Source organism: Catenuloplanes indicus, assembly GCF_030813715.1.
GTDB lineage: Bacteria > Actinomycetota > Actinomycetes > Mycobacteriales > Micromonosporaceae > Catenuloplanes > Catenuloplanes indicus.
This window is the reverse complement of sequence record NZ_JAUSUZ010000001.1, coordinates 3,906,759-3,922,290: the sequence shown is the minus strand read 5'-3', so window position 1 is coordinate 3,922,290 and position 15,532 is coordinate 3,906,759. Positions and strand designations below refer to the sequence as shown.

General features: G+C 69.2%; 14 protein-coding genes. 3 read left to right on the top strand and 11 right to left on the bottom strand.

The window, feature by feature from the left end; genetic code table 11:
* Window positions 1–395 precede the first annotated feature (395 nt).
* The gene (locus J2S42_RS17600; RefSeq protein WP_307240508.1) at window positions 396–1,034 is read left to right on the top strand and encodes a hypothetical protein; all 639 of its coding nucleotides are present in this window, start codon (window positions 396–398) and stop codon (window positions 1,032–1,034) included.
* Between the two features lie 274 nt (window positions 1,035–1,308).
* Here the strand turns inward: J2S42_RS17600 and J2S42_RS17595 are convergent, their stop codons facing one another.
* The 3 genes from J2S42_RS17595 to J2S42_RS17585 all read right to left on the bottom strand — a co-directional run bounded on the left by J2S42_RS17595 (window position 1,309) and on the right by J2S42_RS17585 (window position 3,356).
* Window positions 1,309–1,920 (bottom strand): hypothetical protein, encoded by a 612-nt coding sequence (locus J2S42_RS17595; protein ID WP_307240506.1) that lies wholly within the window; start codon window positions 1,918–1,920, stop codon window positions 1,309–1,311.
* Window positions 1,921–2,087: 167 nt separating this feature from the next.
* Window positions 2,088–2,621, bottom strand: a complete 534-nt coding sequence (locus J2S42_RS17590; RefSeq protein ID WP_307240504.1) for a restriction endonuclease — start codon at window positions 2,619–2,621, stop codon at window positions 2,088–2,090.
* 84 nt (window positions 2,622–2,705) lie between these two features.
* Window positions 2,706–3,356, bottom strand: a complete 651-nt coding sequence (locus tag J2S42_RS17585; RefSeq protein ID WP_307240502.1) for a hypothetical protein — start codon at window positions 3,354–3,356, stop codon at window positions 2,706–2,708.
* A gap of 1,167 nt (window positions 3,357–4,523) precedes the next feature.
* Between J2S42_RS17585 and J2S42_RS17580 the strand changes: the two genes are divergently transcribed.
* Complete coding sequence (locus J2S42_RS17580; protein WP_307240501.1) at window positions 4,524–5,516, top strand: hypothetical protein; 993 nt, start codon at window positions 4,524–4,526, stop codon at window positions 5,514–5,516.
* Between the two features lie 271 nt (window positions 5,517–5,787).
* Window positions 5,788–6,669 (top strand): hypothetical protein, encoded by an 882-nt coding sequence (locus tag J2S42_RS17575; protein WP_307240499.1) that lies wholly within the window; start codon window positions 5,788–5,790, stop codon window positions 6,667–6,669.
* A 135-nt stretch (window positions 6,670–6,804) separates the two neighbouring features.
* Here J2S42_RS17575 and J2S42_RS17570 read toward each other — a convergent pair whose 3' ends face one another.
* The 8 genes from J2S42_RS17570 to J2S42_RS17535 all read right to left on the bottom strand — a co-directional run bounded on the left by J2S42_RS17570 (window position 6,805) and on the right by J2S42_RS17535 (window position 15,408).
* On the bottom strand, window positions 6,805–7,758 hold the full coding sequence (locus J2S42_RS17570; RefSeq protein WP_307240497.1) for a bifunctional DNA primase/polymerase: 954 nt from the start codon (window positions 7,756–7,758) through the stop codon (window positions 6,805–6,807).
* Between the two features lie 6 nt (window positions 7,759–7,764).
* Window positions 7,765–8,211 (bottom strand): hypothetical protein, encoded by a 447-nt coding sequence (locus tag J2S42_RS17565; protein WP_307240495.1) that lies wholly within the window; start codon window positions 8,209–8,211, stop codon window positions 7,765–7,767.
* A 129-nt stretch (window positions 8,212–8,340) separates the two neighbouring features.
* Complete coding sequence (locus J2S42_RS17560; RefSeq protein WP_307240494.1) at window positions 8,341–9,834, bottom strand: DUF3560 domain-containing protein; 1,494 nt, start codon at window positions 9,832–9,834, stop codon at window positions 8,341–8,343.
* Window positions 9,835–10,028: 194 nt separating this feature from the next.
* The gene (locus tag J2S42_RS17555) at window positions 10,029–10,688 is read right to left on the bottom strand and encodes a hypothetical protein (protein ID WP_307240493.1); all 660 of its coding nucleotides are present in this window, start codon (window positions 10,686–10,688) and stop codon (window positions 10,029–10,031) included.
* Window positions 10,685–11,659, bottom strand: a complete 975-nt coding sequence (locus tag J2S42_RS17550) for a hypothetical protein (RefSeq protein WP_307240492.1) — start codon at window positions 11,657–11,659, stop codon at window positions 10,685–10,687. Before J2S42_RS17550 ends, J2S42_RS17555 begins: the two co-directional genes overlap by 4 nt.
* Window positions 11,656–12,072 carry a hypothetical protein gene (locus tag J2S42_RS17545; RefSeq protein ID WP_307240490.1) on the bottom strand — a complete coding sequence of 139 codons (417 nt, stop codon included), beginning with the start codon at window positions 12,070–12,072 and terminating at the stop codon, window positions 11,656–11,658. Before J2S42_RS17545 ends, J2S42_RS17550 begins: the two co-directional genes overlap by 4 nt.
* A complete protein-coding gene (locus J2S42_RS17540) occupies window positions 12,069–13,646 on the bottom strand; it encodes a DNA cytosine methyltransferase (RefSeq protein ID WP_307240488.1) in 1,578 nt (525 codons plus the stop codon). The genes J2S42_RS17545 and J2S42_RS17540 overlap by 4 nt, the downstream gene beginning before the upstream one ends.
* A 106-nt stretch (window positions 13,647–13,752) precedes the next feature.
* Window positions 13,753–15,408 (bottom strand): ParB/RepB/Spo0J family partition protein, encoded by a 1,656-nt coding sequence (locus J2S42_RS17535; protein ID WP_307240486.1) that lies wholly within the window; start codon window positions 15,406–15,408, stop codon window positions 13,753–13,755.
* Window positions 15,409–15,532: the final 124 nt, after the last annotated feature.

Genomic DNA, 15,532 nt, shown 5'->3' with positions numbered 1-15,532 from the left:
TGCAAGCCGCCCGCGCGGACGATCTTCGGCGTCGAGCGCAGCGAGACCGTGGGGCTCGGTGTCGAGCGCAGCGAGACCCGATGGCCAAGATCGTCTGCTGGCGGTGGCTTAGCGGCTCCGGCCTGGGGTGGGCTGACCTGAGTCCTGTTCAGCAGAGGCGCCACCGGCCGCCGGTGGAACAACAAATAACCTCTCCAGCACGGGTACCGCCGCGAGCGGCTGGCGCACGGCGGCTGGCCAGCGTTCAGCTCGCCGAGGGCACCGGATCCGGGCAGCGCTTGAGTGCGCACGGGCGCGCAGAAGGGCTCGCGCGGCGGGGCCGTGACCCGAGCCTTGCCGGATCACCGCGCCTGGGGCGCCTGCCGTCCTGCGGTCGCGGCTCGCATGGTGCCGCGGTGGAGTGCTCGGTCGCACAAAGGGCCGGCGGATCGGTCTTGACCGGCGGCCGGGCGTGGGTCGTAAGCTCAGCGGGCGTCGATGAGGAGGGTGCGGGCCAGGTGATCACCAGCGATCGGTCCGGCACCGCGCACGACGCGGCTGTACGGCGGCTTGTCGACGTGGTCCGCGACCACGTCCGGCTCATCGACACGGGCGGGCCGCGCCCGCCCGGCTGGCGGTATCCGAGCGTGTTCCACTTCCTGCTCGCCCACGGCCGCGTCTTCACCCCCGCACCCCGCCCGCCTGGGCTGGACAAGATGCCGGACGGCGCCTGCCGCGTCAACGCCGCCCACGCCGCACGCACCTACGGCGAGCACGACCTGGTCTATGCCGGGGGTATGGCCGCCTACCACCGGCCCGGTGTGGCGGTCCATCTGCCGCACGCGTGGTGTGTTACCCGCGACGGCACCGCGGTCGACCCGACCTGGGACGCTGACGGCGGCACCATCGCGTACTTCGGCGTTCCCTTAGCCGACCGAACGCTGTGGCCAGCTTACGGAGAAGGGCTGCTGGAAGACTTCATGCGCTGTGCGCCGCTGCTGCGCGATGGTTTTTCCGAGGCTGCGTACGCGCCGCGTGGACACGGCATCACCTGACGGTGACGAGCCCGCCCGTCCGATGGATAGCCCTGACCCGGATTCCCTATGCCGAGTCGGTCCTGTGCAGTCGACGGAGGCGCTACCAGCATCCCGTCGGGGTCTGGGCTATCCTGCACCTTCGGCGACTTGAAGGGTCGACGGGACCAGAGCGTCGTGCTGAGCGCGAAGATGGTTGCGGTCGGCACACACGGCAAAGTCGTTTGGGCCGACATCCCTCTGACCGGATGAGTGCACGCACGGTCCGGCGGTGCCGGTCCTCGGGCCGCACCGCTCACGAGGCCGCGATGGGTGCAGGGTCGGTATCTGCGTCAGAAAGCACGCTGTCATCGATGTCGAACAGGTCCTTCGCGGGGCGGGGCCCGGTCGGTGACAGTGCGAGGATTTCGTTGACAACCTGATCGATGCGGTCGATCTGCCTGCGCGACGGAGTCTTTCCCGTTCGCCAAGAACTCCCTACCGCATCATGCAGCAGCTGCACGAGCTCGTCAGCGAGGTCTAGCAGGTGCAGGCCCTCCTGACTTCCTCGCCGGTGGGCGGTCCAATTTGGCACACGTACCAGCACGTAGAAGCCCCGCTCGAGTCCGGGTAGCTGATAGCGGACACGGCGACGAAGGCGGTCGAGATCCTTGGACGCTTTGTCTCCCTTGTCCCGCCACGATGCCGACGCCTTCCCGTCAACCAGACGGTTATGTTGAGTGCGTGATGTAGCAATTACTTCATGTAATGCGTCTTGGATGTCATAGAGCATCGGCTCCAAGGACTTTCGGTGTGCTTCTCTACGTTCTTTCCGATACGCTGTTTCAACATTCACGCCCAATGTCGCCATGGCCGCTAGTGCTGCGATCGAGGCTGCGCTAACTGTGGCAATCTGTGCACCGTCCATGGTTAGACGATTGCAGGCCGATCGTCTGTCGTTTGCGTCAGCGCGCTGGGTGTTGCGCCGGAATCATCCGAAAGAGATGATGGATGCAGTTCGTATCCTGGATCATCGCCTGAGCTCGGTATGCCGCGCCACTGTGTCGGTGGTATCGGTGAGCACTGTCGCGTCGGTCACGGCAATTCGGTACGGCCCTGGGCGATCAGGAGTTGGCGCGCGAAGTCGAGCGACACCCACTGGGTCTGTGGCTCTCCGTCGTCATCTCGAAATGACAGGGTCGCCGCCGAGGACCCAGTGGTCGTCGCGACGATGACCGAGCGGGGGAGCCATTTCGTCATCTCGTCGAGTCGGATCACTTCAGTGTTCACGCCCCTTACGCTTTCGGCGCGCCGCTTTGCTGCTGGCGTGAATCCTTCCGTGGTCACGAGAAGGCCGAGGGCGCAGTTCACGTCTTCCAGTAGACCCACGAAGTTCTCCACATGCGTCACGTCGAGCTTACGCGAGAACATCTTGCAGTCCACGACCATGTCGTGAACATGGGGCTGTCCCGCGAATGTTCCTCTGACTAGGATGTCAATCTGCCGGTTGACGCCTGAGAACCTGCCTGGGATCTGCTGGTCGAACAACACCGTGGCATCCTCGCCACCCAACTTGCGCAGTACGGCGCAAATCTGACGTTCGTAGCTTTTCCACAGCGGCTCGGCCATGACGACAAGTATGACAAATGGGCTCGCGCGTAGGGATGCAACGAAGTGAAGTCGAGCGCCTGATCAAGCCGAGGCCCGGCCTGCCTACTGCGAAGACGGATCGTTCTTTCTTAGATGTTCTCTTATCGCCTCGGCGAGAATGCCGCGGTGCGGTGCCGCCAGCTGTGCGGTTAGCCACTGCATCTGTTCCACATGTCCGAGCCGTTCGCGGATCTGAGACGCCACCATTCGCGCTCTGTCCTGCACGTCGCTACCCGTTTGCATGGCGCGGTGCGAAGAGGTGACGGACTTCCGTAATCTCTGAACCTCATCGACGGCTGCCTCGATAACATCGACCGCTGAGACGGATGTATCGCTTGTCGCGTTCGCCCGCCCTTCCATAAGGTCGCCGAGGTATCGGTCAAAACGTAATCTAAATACGTGCAAGGTCGCGTCGGTCAGCGTGTCGGCTGTCCAATCCTGTACCCACGTGATCTCGTCGTGCATCACGAGGTTCGCGCTCTGAGCCAGGCGCATGACCGCTTGTCGTTCCCGCTCCCTGGCCGTCGAGCCGGCCTCGAGGTCCTGTCGCGTAAGCTGCTCTAACAGCAACCGGTTTGCTTCCTCGGCAGCCCGCGCTTGCCGTCCCGCCCAGACTGCCTGAGCTCGTGCCGAGCGCGCCTGCCAGAGCGCTAATAGGGCCGCGAGTGCCGACACCGCTGCCGCAACGATGGCGATGATTGACTCTTCGCTCACTATTGGGCCATACCGGAATGATGAACCCCGAACCGGGTTTGTTGAGCTCTGCCTTGCATATGAAAGCCTAACCCATCGACGGTGTCTCTTATCTGTGAACGCTCGGTCAGCAGCATAGTTCGCTGCGTGGCTCTGGTTGTGGAGAGGTTCCGGGCGCGCGTGACCACCTGCGGCTGGGCTGTGCTGGTCTTCGACGCGTTGCCGGGCCGGACCGCCGACTACCGGGCCGGGTCACCGGACCTGTCGACGGTGGCCGGGCTGCTGTCGCGGATGAGTGCCGTGCGGTGTCCGGCAGGCGTGAAGGTCCGCGATGCCGTCCAGCGGCTGCGTGCCTTTGCCGCGCCGGAGGACCTGCACCACTTCGCCGGGACCGCGCTGCTGCACACCGACCTGAATCCGCCAATGTCCTCGTGCACGCCCAGCACGCCCGGATCGTCGACTGGGGGGGGTGGGCCACCCGGGGTGCGCCGTGGCTGGACTGCGGGTACTGGCTCATCGCCGCGGGGCATCATCCGCGCGCGGCTGAGCAACTGGCCGGCGGCGTCGCCGTCTGGCGCACCGCTACCCGCGACGGCGCCGATGCGTTTGCCACAGGCAAGGCCGCGATGTGGGCCGGAATCGGCGGCGACGATCCTGACCCGTGGACCCGGAAACTCGTGCAGGCTTCCGCGGCCTGGCACACATACCGTGTATCCGCTGCTAGCTGATGCCGGTACCGCGTTTCGTCCGTGCCGGGCGGCGGTAGGGTGGGCGGTCGGGGCGGCGCGCCCAGGCATTGTTGATCTCCCGCAAGAATCAACGGCGCCGCCTCGACTTTCACTCACACTTGTCGTACCCCTACCAGGTCACGCGCGCACGGCGCGCTGACTGCGGACGACGCCTGCATTTGAGACCACCTCAGACGGCGCGAGCCTCACGCCCGGCCGTGGTGCAGAGCTGCACGACCACCTCAGCGCGGTCACTCGGCAAGCGAAGATCGGTGCCGGGCGCCGGGCTCACGAGCACTCGGGTGGTTGCATAACCACACCAGCACAGACGGTCCATTCAAGGGAGCGCCTCGTCGTCCTCCGTGAGGGATCTGTCTCGCCAGTTGAAGTTCTTGGACTCCAACTGCGAGCGGCCGTGTCAGGCCGCTGCGGCTTCGTGCGGCACCGCTATGGTCCTTTCGTGGCGGACATGAGCAATGATTATGTGCTGACGCTCGTCCAGCGCGCGCTGGACGAGCTTGATGACCGGCCGGTCGACGTATCGGCTCGGCGGGCTGCCCGAATCGCCTCGCTTCTGGGTGAGACCGAATTCGCTGTCTATCTCGGCCTGGAACTCAAGCCCGTTGGTGGGCATCCCACTGCGAATGCTGAGGATACCCGGCGCTTGATGGCGGACCCGTCGTTGTGGGGCGATCCTGAGGGGCCAGCCGAAGCCGCCATCACGCGCTATATGGCCTCGCGTTCCATCGCATGGGGTCCAGATCAGGGGAAGAGTTCTGTTCATGGGCTGGCTGCGGTGGAGAACATCATCCGGATGCACTCGGATACCCCATCGAACTATGACTCCGCTCTCATGCAGAGCCACATGCGAGATATTAAAGAAAGGGTCAGGCACTCTGTATTTGCGGCACTGTGCGCATGGGAACGTCAACTGACTTACGCCAATGTAAATGAGCGGATCTTCGAGCGCTTTCGTTCGCATGTCGACGCCCTGCTTGCGGAGGGTGCACCGAGTCTGCTGGACCAGTTCTCTGCTGTATATCGTCGGCTGAGGACGGCGACCAACGACCCGTCTTCGCCGGTCGCAGAGGAACTCTCGCAGGCGATTACCACGTGCCGACGTATCCTCAAGGCGGTCGCGGACCACGTGCTACCTGGCGTTCCGAACGCCAAGACCGACGCTGGGCATGCGCTCAATGACGCTGCGTATCGCAACCGTGTGTATGAGTACGTGAAGACCAACACGCCCAGCGGGACCACGGCTGAGACGGTGAATGCAGCGGTAGGCGGCTTGATCGAGCGTTTCAACGCTGTCGACAAGCTTGCGAATAAGGGCGTGCACGCCGAGGTAGGTGTACCGGAAGCTGAGCTCTGCGCCATCCACACCTATCTGATCGCCGGAGAGCTGCTTTCTCTCGGGCAATCGACGACGAAGGAGCCGAGCTCGCCTTAGGGCGTGCTTGGCGGATATTCGCCGACCTGGGGCATGGCCTAGGCGCCGCCTGGCCGTACGTCGCAAAAGCCCACATGCAACACCGGTATGCGGACTCGCGCGCTGCACACCCAAACGACACCTGGACCTCGGCTCGACGAGATCCACCAACACGCCCTAGATCGGCGCACGCCGGACCGTCATCTCGAGATGACGGTCCGCCGGGTCTCCGGCTCGCTGCATCTCCTGTGGGCGTGGCGCTCCCCGCGGTGCCGACATTACGGTGTTGCTAGTGAACCTCGAACAGTTTTCCTGGATCGGTGGTGGCATCGGCGCGGTCACGGGCATCATCGCCCTGATCGTCAGCGTGCACTTCACCCGGCGAGCGACGAAAGCCGCCGAAGACGCAGCGGAGTCGGCGCGCATGACGGCCGAGGTAGAAGCCGACCGACGTCACGGTGAACTCACCCCGCAGGTCACCGTCGCTGCTGCGGCCGTCGGCCACGGCAGCGACCGCGTGTCGCTTACGCTGGGGCTGTCCGGCCCGTCCGGGTTGCAGCATCTGGATGAAGTTCTGGTGCGCATCCGCAGTGATCAGCCACAGCGGCATCTCGCCGGAGACCCGAGCGAGGAGGAGCTGCGGTCCGTGGTCTGGGCCCCGTACCGGCTCGTTCCTGGAGTCGACGGCGCAGACAGCGAGGGCCGGAGCGTGCACCTCTCTGCCCTGCGCTGCGGCGATCGTCGCACGCTCGTAATGGAGCCCAGCGTGCCCGCGGGATGGATCAACTCCGCCGAATGGGCCGCACGGTACGACGAGACACCGATCCGGTTGGAGATCGAGTGCGTGCGGTCTGGCAGCGGTTCATGGCACCTTCTTCAGGAGGTGCCACAGCCGCAAGCGGCATTCGACTGTCACGTCACGCCGAAGTCTCACGGTACCTTCGTCCTAACGTGGACAAATGGCGGCGATGCCCCGGCCAAGGACATGACGTTCTCGCAGAGCAACGGCGGTGAACTTATGCTTGAAGGGACACATCAAGAGCTTGTGCATCCCGGCGAGTCCACGCCGGACGCGTGGATTCCCCGGACGGGTAACTACCCCGAGTGGATCGAGCTCGCATGGACAGACACGCGAGGAGCGAAATGCTCCACGCGGTTCCGCCTGCCTGCTTGACGAGGTGCCGTGGATAGCCGGGACCGACTCGCCCGGCCTCGCTGGCGAGTAGATTCCGGGTCGGGGCGGCTCCGGGGAATGATCCCCGCAAGACTCTGCGGTGCCGCCCCGACCTCGCGGTATGTGCCGCTCGTGCTACCTCATAAACGCGCGTCCCCGCCGTGCACGGGAGACAACGGCCCGGGGGCGGCGCAGACCCGCACGCCACCCCGACGCGATGGTGCGTTCGGCTTCGCGCGTGGCGAGGCCGACGTCCGTCGCCACGGTGATCAGCCGCGACCAGATTTCAGCCTGGTCGAGGGTGCCGCGGGCGGCGAGCTGCCCGAGGCGGAACGCAGCCAGATGCACCGCGTTGTTTCGTCCGCCCCCGGACACCCGCCGCCCGCCCGTATACACCGGCCGTGGCGCGGCACGGATCCGGGCCACCTCGCCGTCGAGCGCGGCCTGCGTGTATCGGTCCAGGTCCGCGACCTCACCTGCCGTCGTCCCGGCCGGAGCCGGCGGCGGTGCGGGCTGTACGAGCCGCCGTAGCGCGGGCGGGCATACCGGCAGCGGCGTGCCCGGTCTCCACGGCTGCTGGAAGGCGTACCGGCTGCCGGTGGCGTGCACGGATGGTGGCGCGACGACGTAGCCGCCGCGTCCGCGCCAGTCGACGCCGGGCAGCAGTCCGATCCGGGACGGAAGTCCGTTGGCGGCGAACCACAGGTGCCAGCCGTACCCGGTCCGTACCAGCGGCCCAGCGGGGCGTACGACGTCGAGGACGTCGAGGACGCGGGTGAGGCCGGTGGTGGTGTCGATGTCGCAGACGTCGAGGCTGCCGCCGGTGGCCAGGCCGATGTTCGCCTGCGGCCAGCGCCGCCACCACTCCCGGACCCGGCGCAGATCGGCGGAGGCCTCGTGCAGGCCGTGCTGAAGCCGCGGGTGTTTGCCGGGTGAGCCGCATTCCGGCCCGGCGGTGCAGGAGCACCCGCAGGCGGTCGGGGTGTGCAGCGGCATGACCGGGATGCCTGCGGCCGCGTACCAGCGCGCGGCCGTGGCGAGCGTCGGCAAGCGTGCCGGCGGCGGCGCGGCGTCGGTGGGAGCGTCCATGGGCGTTCACCGGGACTCGCGGGCGATGGCGGCGACGGAGGCGCGGACTCTGTCGGGGTTGACCTCGGTCAGCCAGGCGCGGGGGATCTTGGGCCAGTAGCGGTTGCCGGCGCCGCCGAGCCGGACGATGCGCAGGGTGTCGCCGTTGTCCTTGAGGACCACGTGCGGATCGGTGCCGCCGCGCCAGGTCGGGGAGGCGACGGTGACGACGGCACCGAGCTCGAGCGGCAGCGGCACCACCTCAGCTGCGGCCGCAGTGGTGTCCGTGTCGTCCGGGGCGGGCAGGAGCAGGGCGGGCGGGACCTTGAGGCCGACGCCGCCGTGCGGGTGGGTGAGGAAGGCGTTGACGGGGCCGATCCGGTCGATGGTCCACACGATGCCGTGGTACCTGGCGGCGACGTGGTCCGGGTTGCAGATGACGCGGTCACCGCGCTGGAACTGATGCTCTGACATGGGCAGGAAGGACCCCTTCTTCAGCGATATCGGATCGTTACGGGCCCACGGAGGGCCCGTGCCTCATAGCGCGAGAGCCTGAACCCGGGGGCGCACGACAACGCCGCGCCCTGGCCGCACGTGTGGTGGTCACGGCTGCTGCGGGTGGGGGCAGTGGACGGCGAGCCAGCGGCTGGTGGCGAGTTCATGGGTGCTGCCGTCGTGGAGGGCGAGAGTGATCCAGTCCCGGTGGTCGCGGTGGCGGATGCCGGACACGGCTGTGACCGGGCCGACCACCTGCGAGATGAGGACGAGACCGCCGCCATGGTGGTCATAGATGCCGGCGAGGATGTCGCCTTCGTGGATGGCGTCGGGATGCCGGTCGACGGGCTGGCCGTCGGGCATCCGCCACGCGGGTTCGCGGCCGTCCGGCGGGAGGTCAGCGACGATGTCCGGGACGGCATCACCGGCATCGAGGCGCTGGTAGACGGCGAGGTACGCGGCGGCGAGCCGCCGCTGCTCCGCCTCGGCGTCCGGCGCATCCGGCGGTGGGGTGAACGCGGCGACCTCGCCGACGGCCGCGGACAGGTCCAGACCGTGGACGAGGCGTTGCGCCCAGCGCACGTGCCGGTCACGGCGCCGCGCGTCCTCGTCGTACCCGCCGCGGCCGACCGCGTGCAGGAGCCTCCGCCAGCGGGCGACGGCGACGGCGAGCGCGACCGGCCACGGCTCGCCGGTCGGGGAGTCGAGCTGGAGGCCGTCGCGGCGCCGGCCAGTGATCTTGTCGAACGGGGCCTTGTGCGGCCAGCCGTCGTTGTCGAGGCTGACGGTTTTGGTGTTGACCCGGGTGACCGGGTACCAGCCGTGGCCGTTGACGCTGACCAGGTCGCCCTTGGCGAGGTTGTCCCGGCCCCAGGCCACGAACGTGCCGTCAGCGGCGAACTGAGCGAGGGTGGCGCGCTGGTGCGCGAGGTCTTCCGCGAGCCGGTCGCCGTCGCGCTGCACCCGCTCGCGGTAGGCGCCGGTGGTGGCCGGGTCGTCGAGGATCCGGCGCGCCCGGCGCAGATCAGCGTCGATGCGCTCGATACGACGCATGATCACCCGCGGATCGTCGAGATGCGCGTTGTGGGCGCGGACCGCGTCGGCCCGGTCGGCGTAGTGGGTGGCGGTGCGGTCCTCGTCGCGAGCTTGGTCGAGGTGGGTGAGCGCGCGGTCGCGGCGATTGCGGTCGGCGGGGTAGGAGTGGTGGCCGGGCAGCATCGGCTGCCCAGCGGGAATCCCGTCCAGGATCGCGTGGGCGGCGTCATGCTGGCGGTCACGCCGTCCGGCCGCGGCGCTGGCCCGTTCGTCGAACAGATCGGCGCGCTCGGCAGCGCGGTCGCTGCGGGCGGCCTCACGATGGGCGGCAGGCCGCCACGTGTCGTCGATCTCGATGGACACCTGGTGCCCGCAGGCGCGCAGCGCGGCTGCGGCGGCCTCGATGCGGGCGGTGGGCGCGTCGCGGTCGCGGCTGCCGCGGATGTAGATGCCGACCTGGCGTGAGTAGCGGAAGCCGTGCTGCTTGACGATGTCGTAGACGCCGTCGCCGCGGTGAGAGCCGGTGAGGATGGTGCCGTCTTCGTGGGTGTGCGTGATCGTGATCAAAGGGGTGTGCTCTTCCGTGGTGCGGACATGAAAAAAGGCGCCCGGCCCGCTGAGGCGGACCGGGCGCCGGGTGGCCGGGGCGAGCAGGGAACGGATGGGTCAGGGGCAGCGGTGCGCGGCGTGGGCGGCCAGCAGCCCGCCGAGGCTGTCGCCGGCGGCGAGCATGACGGTGCCCTGCCCGCAGCAGTGGCAGGTCAGCCAGTCACCGTCGTCACGGCGGTGATCACCGTGTCCGGGTGCACCTGCGGCCATGCCGGCTCGCACTGTGCCGGAACTCCGGCGAGGCGCAGCGGGGAGAGCTGCTGGAGCCGCCCGGCGAGGTTGTGCAGCTCGGTGAGCTCGCCGCGGGCTGTGGCGGCCAGCCGGGCGGTCGGCAGGAGCTGGGTATGGACCAGCGTGCCGAGCCGGTCGTTCGCGGTCGCCCGGGCGGCGGCCAGGGCGAGCTGGTGAGGGTTCATGGCCCGGTACTGATCAGCGAGCACGCTCAGGACCGCGTCGAGGTAGCGGGCCGAGCGGCGTGGTATCGCGGTCAGCCGGCCACCGTGTCGGTGGACGGGGTCGATCGTGGCGAGCCAGTCCATGCGTTCGAGCATGGTGACGCCGCCGCCGAGCAGCCGGAGGCCATCGAGGACGGGCCGGTCGGTGAGCTGGTCGGCGAGCACGCTGTCTCCGTCGCCGAACCGTACGACCACGGCGTCCGGAACGGCTTGGCCGGGCAGTGGGCACGGCCGGAACACGACCGTGCCCGCCATCCGCGCGCTCGCGATCTGAAAGGCGACCTCGCCGGCCGGCCGTACCGCGATGTGGATGTCGAGCGTGCCGTGTCTGCCCGGCAGGGTGAGCAGGTTGTTCATGCGGGCTGCTTTCCGCGCCGGAATACCGCGATACCTGCCAGCGGGGACGGCATCCGGATCGCGCGAGCCGTGTGGTCGAAGACGCTGGCGGTGTAGAGCGGGGTGTCGAAGTAGCGCAGCGGGATCCCGGCGGCGGCCATCGCGGCGGTCCAGCCGAGCCGGTCACGTTCGGCCTCGGCGAAGGACCGGCGTCCCGGATGGATCCCGGCGAACGCCTCGGTGAACGCGCGAGTGATCTGCGCGGCGGTCACGTCGGTGCGGGTGGCGCCTTCGGCGTCCAGCCAGTCCCCGATCACCGACGTCGGCACCTCGTGCGTGGCGGACAGCGCGTCGATCGCGCACAGCACCGACAGTTCCAGGTGTTCGCGGTGGCGGCCGTAGTCACCGAACCCGTCCACCTCCAGCACCCGCACCTGCCCGTCCTCGGCCACGTCCTGACCGGTCAGCACGGTCAGATGGTTGCGGAGGGCGCCGAGGTCGCCGGAGGGCTTCACCCACCAGGTGAGCGTCGGATCGGTTGCGTGTGCGACCAGCAGCCGGGTCGAGGTGTCCAGCGGATCCGGCGGATCGCCGGGGATCCGGCCGTCGCGGTGGTCGCGCAGCCGGGCCAGCGCGGCGACCGCCCGCCGCGTCAGCCCGGACAGCGCGGTCACGGCCCGCTGCTGATGCGCGCGCTGATAGCCGGTGAGAGCGCCGGACGGCGGGGCGTGCACGTGGGCGTCGTAGGTCAGCCACGCCACCGGCGTGCCGTCGCTGGACACGACGTAACAGATCATTTCCGCGCCGGCCGGGGTGTCCCGCGGCCGGTACAGGCTCTTCGCGAGCAGCCCGGCCGACTCCGCGGTGAGCTGCCCGGGCCGGATCGCGGGTAGGACCGGGCCGAGCAGGCTCGCGCCGGTCAGCCGGCCAGCATCAGCGTCGGCCAGCGCGGAGAAGAGGCGCAACGCCTCGGTCTGGGTGCAGCGGCTCACGACGGGACCTCCCCGATGTCGATGCGCAGCGACTGAGACGCCGACCGCGGTGTGAGCACCGGCCGGTCGCCGACGGTGATCCCGACCGGGCCGGTGGCCTGCCCGGTGATCGGGGTGTCGTTGTGCACCTCGATGCGCAGGTCCGGCTGGTCGATGGGGTGCTGGAACAGCCGCACCGTGTACCCGCCTGCGGTGACCACGGCGGCCGGGATGCCGTAGGCGTCCTCGACGACCTCGGCGGTCATCTCCCACGGCTCGCTGACCACCGGCCGGCCACTGCCGTCAAGGAGTTCGCACAGCAGCTGGACGACGTCGGCGCCAGACGGTGGGTTGCTGCTGTTGATGAACGCGGTGAGCCGGTCCAGCAGCACCGTGTCCGGATGCCGCTCCTGCGGCGGCAGCGGGGTGCTCATGCGGCGCCTGCGGCGAGCTCGAACTCGGCCCGGTGCGGCTGCGGCCGGAACGTCGGTTCCTGCCCGGAGATGGCCTCGACCAGCGCCGCGATCAAATCGCGGGCGGCCGGTGGGGTGACCGCGTTGCCGGCCTGCCGGACCCGCTCACGGCGGGTGCCGAGAATCTCGTAGCTGGGAGCGAAGGCCATGCCGCCGGCGATCTCGTCCGGTTCCAGCATCCGGAAGGTGCAGTCGAGCGCGTCGATGACCGGCCCGGTCTCGGGGTCGAGGATCCCGTATCGGTCGATGGTGGACAGGGTGCCCGTCGGCTGGTCGACGGGGCGGGCGGTGCCGGTGCGGTAGTACGGGACGAGTAGCTGCGGCCAGGTCAGCAGCCCGTGATGGTTCCCGGCCGCCGTGACGGTCGGCAGCGGATGGGTGGCGATGGGGCGGGCGATGCCGTGGTTGCGCATCGGCACGAGGAGCCCGTCCTGGTGCCGGCCGGTCTGCGTGCGCAGCGGCTGATCGACCGGGCGCACGTGCGCGACGGTGGCCCGGCCTTCCAGCGCGACGACCATCGGCGGCACCACCAGCTCGGCAGGGAGGGGTGGGACGGCGAGGCCGTCGTTCTCCCGGGTGGTGCGGGTGGGCATCGGCTCATCGACCGGCGTCGGCTGGGTCCGCCACGTCCCGCCGGTCGGTACGAGCATCGGCCGGGCGTTCGCGGCGATCCCGGCGCGGATGCGCGCCATGGTCTTGTCCGCCAGCGGCTGGGCGCGGTCGCGGATCCGGACGCCTTCGCGGGTGAAGTCGATGACCGTGGCCGCGGGCAGCACGCGCGGGTAGAGGCGCTGGCCGCGGCAGGCCGGGGTCGGGCACGCCCACACGTACTGGCCGTGGGTGCCGTAGACGCCCCACTGCCGGTCGAGGCGCTTCCACGCCTGCACCGGCTTTCCCGTCCGCCCGCACCGCTCACAGGTCGCGTCGGGTCGCGTCCAGCGGCGCAGGTCCGGGCACCGGCCCAGCGACTTGCGGTGCCCGACCCCGAACCAGCGGTTGCGGGACTGGGCTGCGCCGGGCCCGCCGGCCTGGGCGTACATGGAGTTGAGGTAGACGGGGTGGAAGCAGTAGTCGAGCGACTCGATCGCGACCCGCCACGCCCGGTAGGGCAGCCACTTGTTGACCTCGACGACGTTCTCGACCACGAACCCCAGATACGGGCGCCCGCGCAGGACACCGGCCTCCAGGAACCGGATGACGTCCCACATCGTCGCCCGCGAGCGTTCCGCGGCGGAGTCTTCGAGGGTCTCGTCGAACAGGTCCGGGATCTTGTCCGCGTCCCGGACACCCTTGGCCTGGGAGTGGTTGGTGCATTCGGGGGAGGCCCAGAGCAGGTCGGTCGGCGGGTAGCGGCGCGGGTCGACCTGGGATATGTCGGCGCAGTCGTGCGCGGCGTGTGGAAGGTTGTGGTTGTGCGTGGCGATCGCCTTGGCCCAGTGGTTCGCGGCCATCACGGTCTTCACACCATGAACGAGTTCGGCGCCGGACGATGAGCCGCCGGCGCCGCAGAACAGATCGGTGAGGGTGTAGGTCACCCGAAGTCCTCCCGGAAACGACAAAAGGCGGCGGGAACCCGCACGCGTGTGCGCGGGCTCCCGCCGCCTCCTGGTGAAAGAGCAGACGAGAAAGGGGGAAAGCAGGTCAGACGGCGACGAGGTCGGGCTCGGCCAGCACGGTCGTCAGCTCCAGATCGAGATCGGAGCCCGCGTCCGCGCCGGCGAGTTCGTCGTCGGCCTCCAGCTCGTCGGGCTCCTCGTCCTCGATGTCGTCGTCCGGGTAGTCCTCGTCGTCGAAGTCGTCCTCATCGGCACCGTCGACGGCGGGTGGGGTGGGGGTGAGCTGCTGGTGCAGCTGGGTTTCGGCGTCGGAGAGGGTGTAGCCGTCGGCGACGAGCCGGTCCAGCCACCACAGCGCCGCCGTCCGGTCCAGGGCCCACGTCTGCGTGATGGTGTGGCCGAGGTTGCGCTCGTGCGCGGCGATCCACCGCGCGACCAGGCTGCGCCGCAACCGCTCCTCTCCGGCCGTGGCGAGTGTGTCGTCGTCGGCGCCGCCGAGCGCGGTGTAGACGGCGTCGTCGTCCGGGACCGGGCGCAGCGTGAACCGGGAGGCCACCGCCTGCCGCAGCGCCTCCGGGAACTGCGACTTTGCCGCCTTCGCGGTGCCGTAGGCGCGGGTGTAGAACGCGCGCCGGACCTCCGTGGCGGCGCCGAGCGCGGCGACGAACTCGGCGTGGGTGCGCTCGGCGGCCTCCTGCGCCTCGGTCTTCGCATCCGCCGGGCGCCGGCCGACCCGCCGCACGTAGCCGAGCTTCTCCGGGTCCGTGCAGTACACGGTCGTCTTCGCGCTGGAGCCGACCTTCTCGATGAACGCCGCGAACCCCGGCAGCGTCCGCACCTGATCGGCGACCAGCGGCTCGCCGTCGGTGGTGGTCAGGTGGGCGATGTCGGCATCGACGCTGTGGTAGCCGAATCCCTTCGGCTTGCCGGTGATCTTCACCCCGGCAAGGACCAGCTCCGCGCGCGCCTTCTCCTTCGCGGCTGTGTAGGCGCGCTTCTGCCGCTCGGTGGAGATCGCGTGCTGGAAGCCCCACTCACTGCCGGACTTCGCCAGCAGCTTGGTCATCACCGCGGGCTCGCCCGCGAACTCGTTCAGGGCGGCGAGGTGTTCCAGGTTCAGGGTGCCGGCGTCCGCCGCGTCCTGGGCCTGCTGCGGCAGCGCGCGCAGCTGCAGGCTCTGCCGCACCCGGGCCACCGGGATCGCGCGCACGTCCGCGATCTGCTCCGGCGTCCAGTCCAGCAGCGTCAGCTGGTGGTACGCGTCGGCTTCCTCGGTGGGGGTGAGGCCGATCCGGTCGCCGTTCTCGGCCAGCTGCGCCACCAGCCACGCGGCCTCGCCCGGGTTGGTCGCCACCCAGCAGGGCACCTGCGCCATGTCGAGGGCGATCGCGGCGTACTTCCGCCGGTGCCCGATCACGATCGTGTACCGCTCGAGGTCGTCGGGCTCGGAGAGTTCCGGTGCGCGCGGCACGACGACCAGCGGGCACAGGATTCCGACGACCTTCATCGACGCCTTCAGGTCGTCGAGGTCGTGGAGGTTCTTGCGCACGTTGCTGCTGTTGTCCTCCAACAGCTTTGGGTCCAGATACACGGCCCGCGGCTGGACGGCCCCGTCGTAGGCGAGCGGGGCGAACAGCGTGTCCGGGCCGGAGTGCGGCGGGGCGTCGGTGACGATCTCGCCCTCGATCGCCTCGTCGGCCACGAGAGCAGCAGACGGCGGGGGCAGCACGTCGATGGTCACGATTTACAGGTCCTTCCCGAGAGGGAGAACCGCCTGTCCTGCGTGCGGCGCGGATCAGGCGGTGCTGGCCGATCCGTCAAGGGCCGGCCGATCGGCGACGGCCGGCAAGGCCCCCTGCAACCCG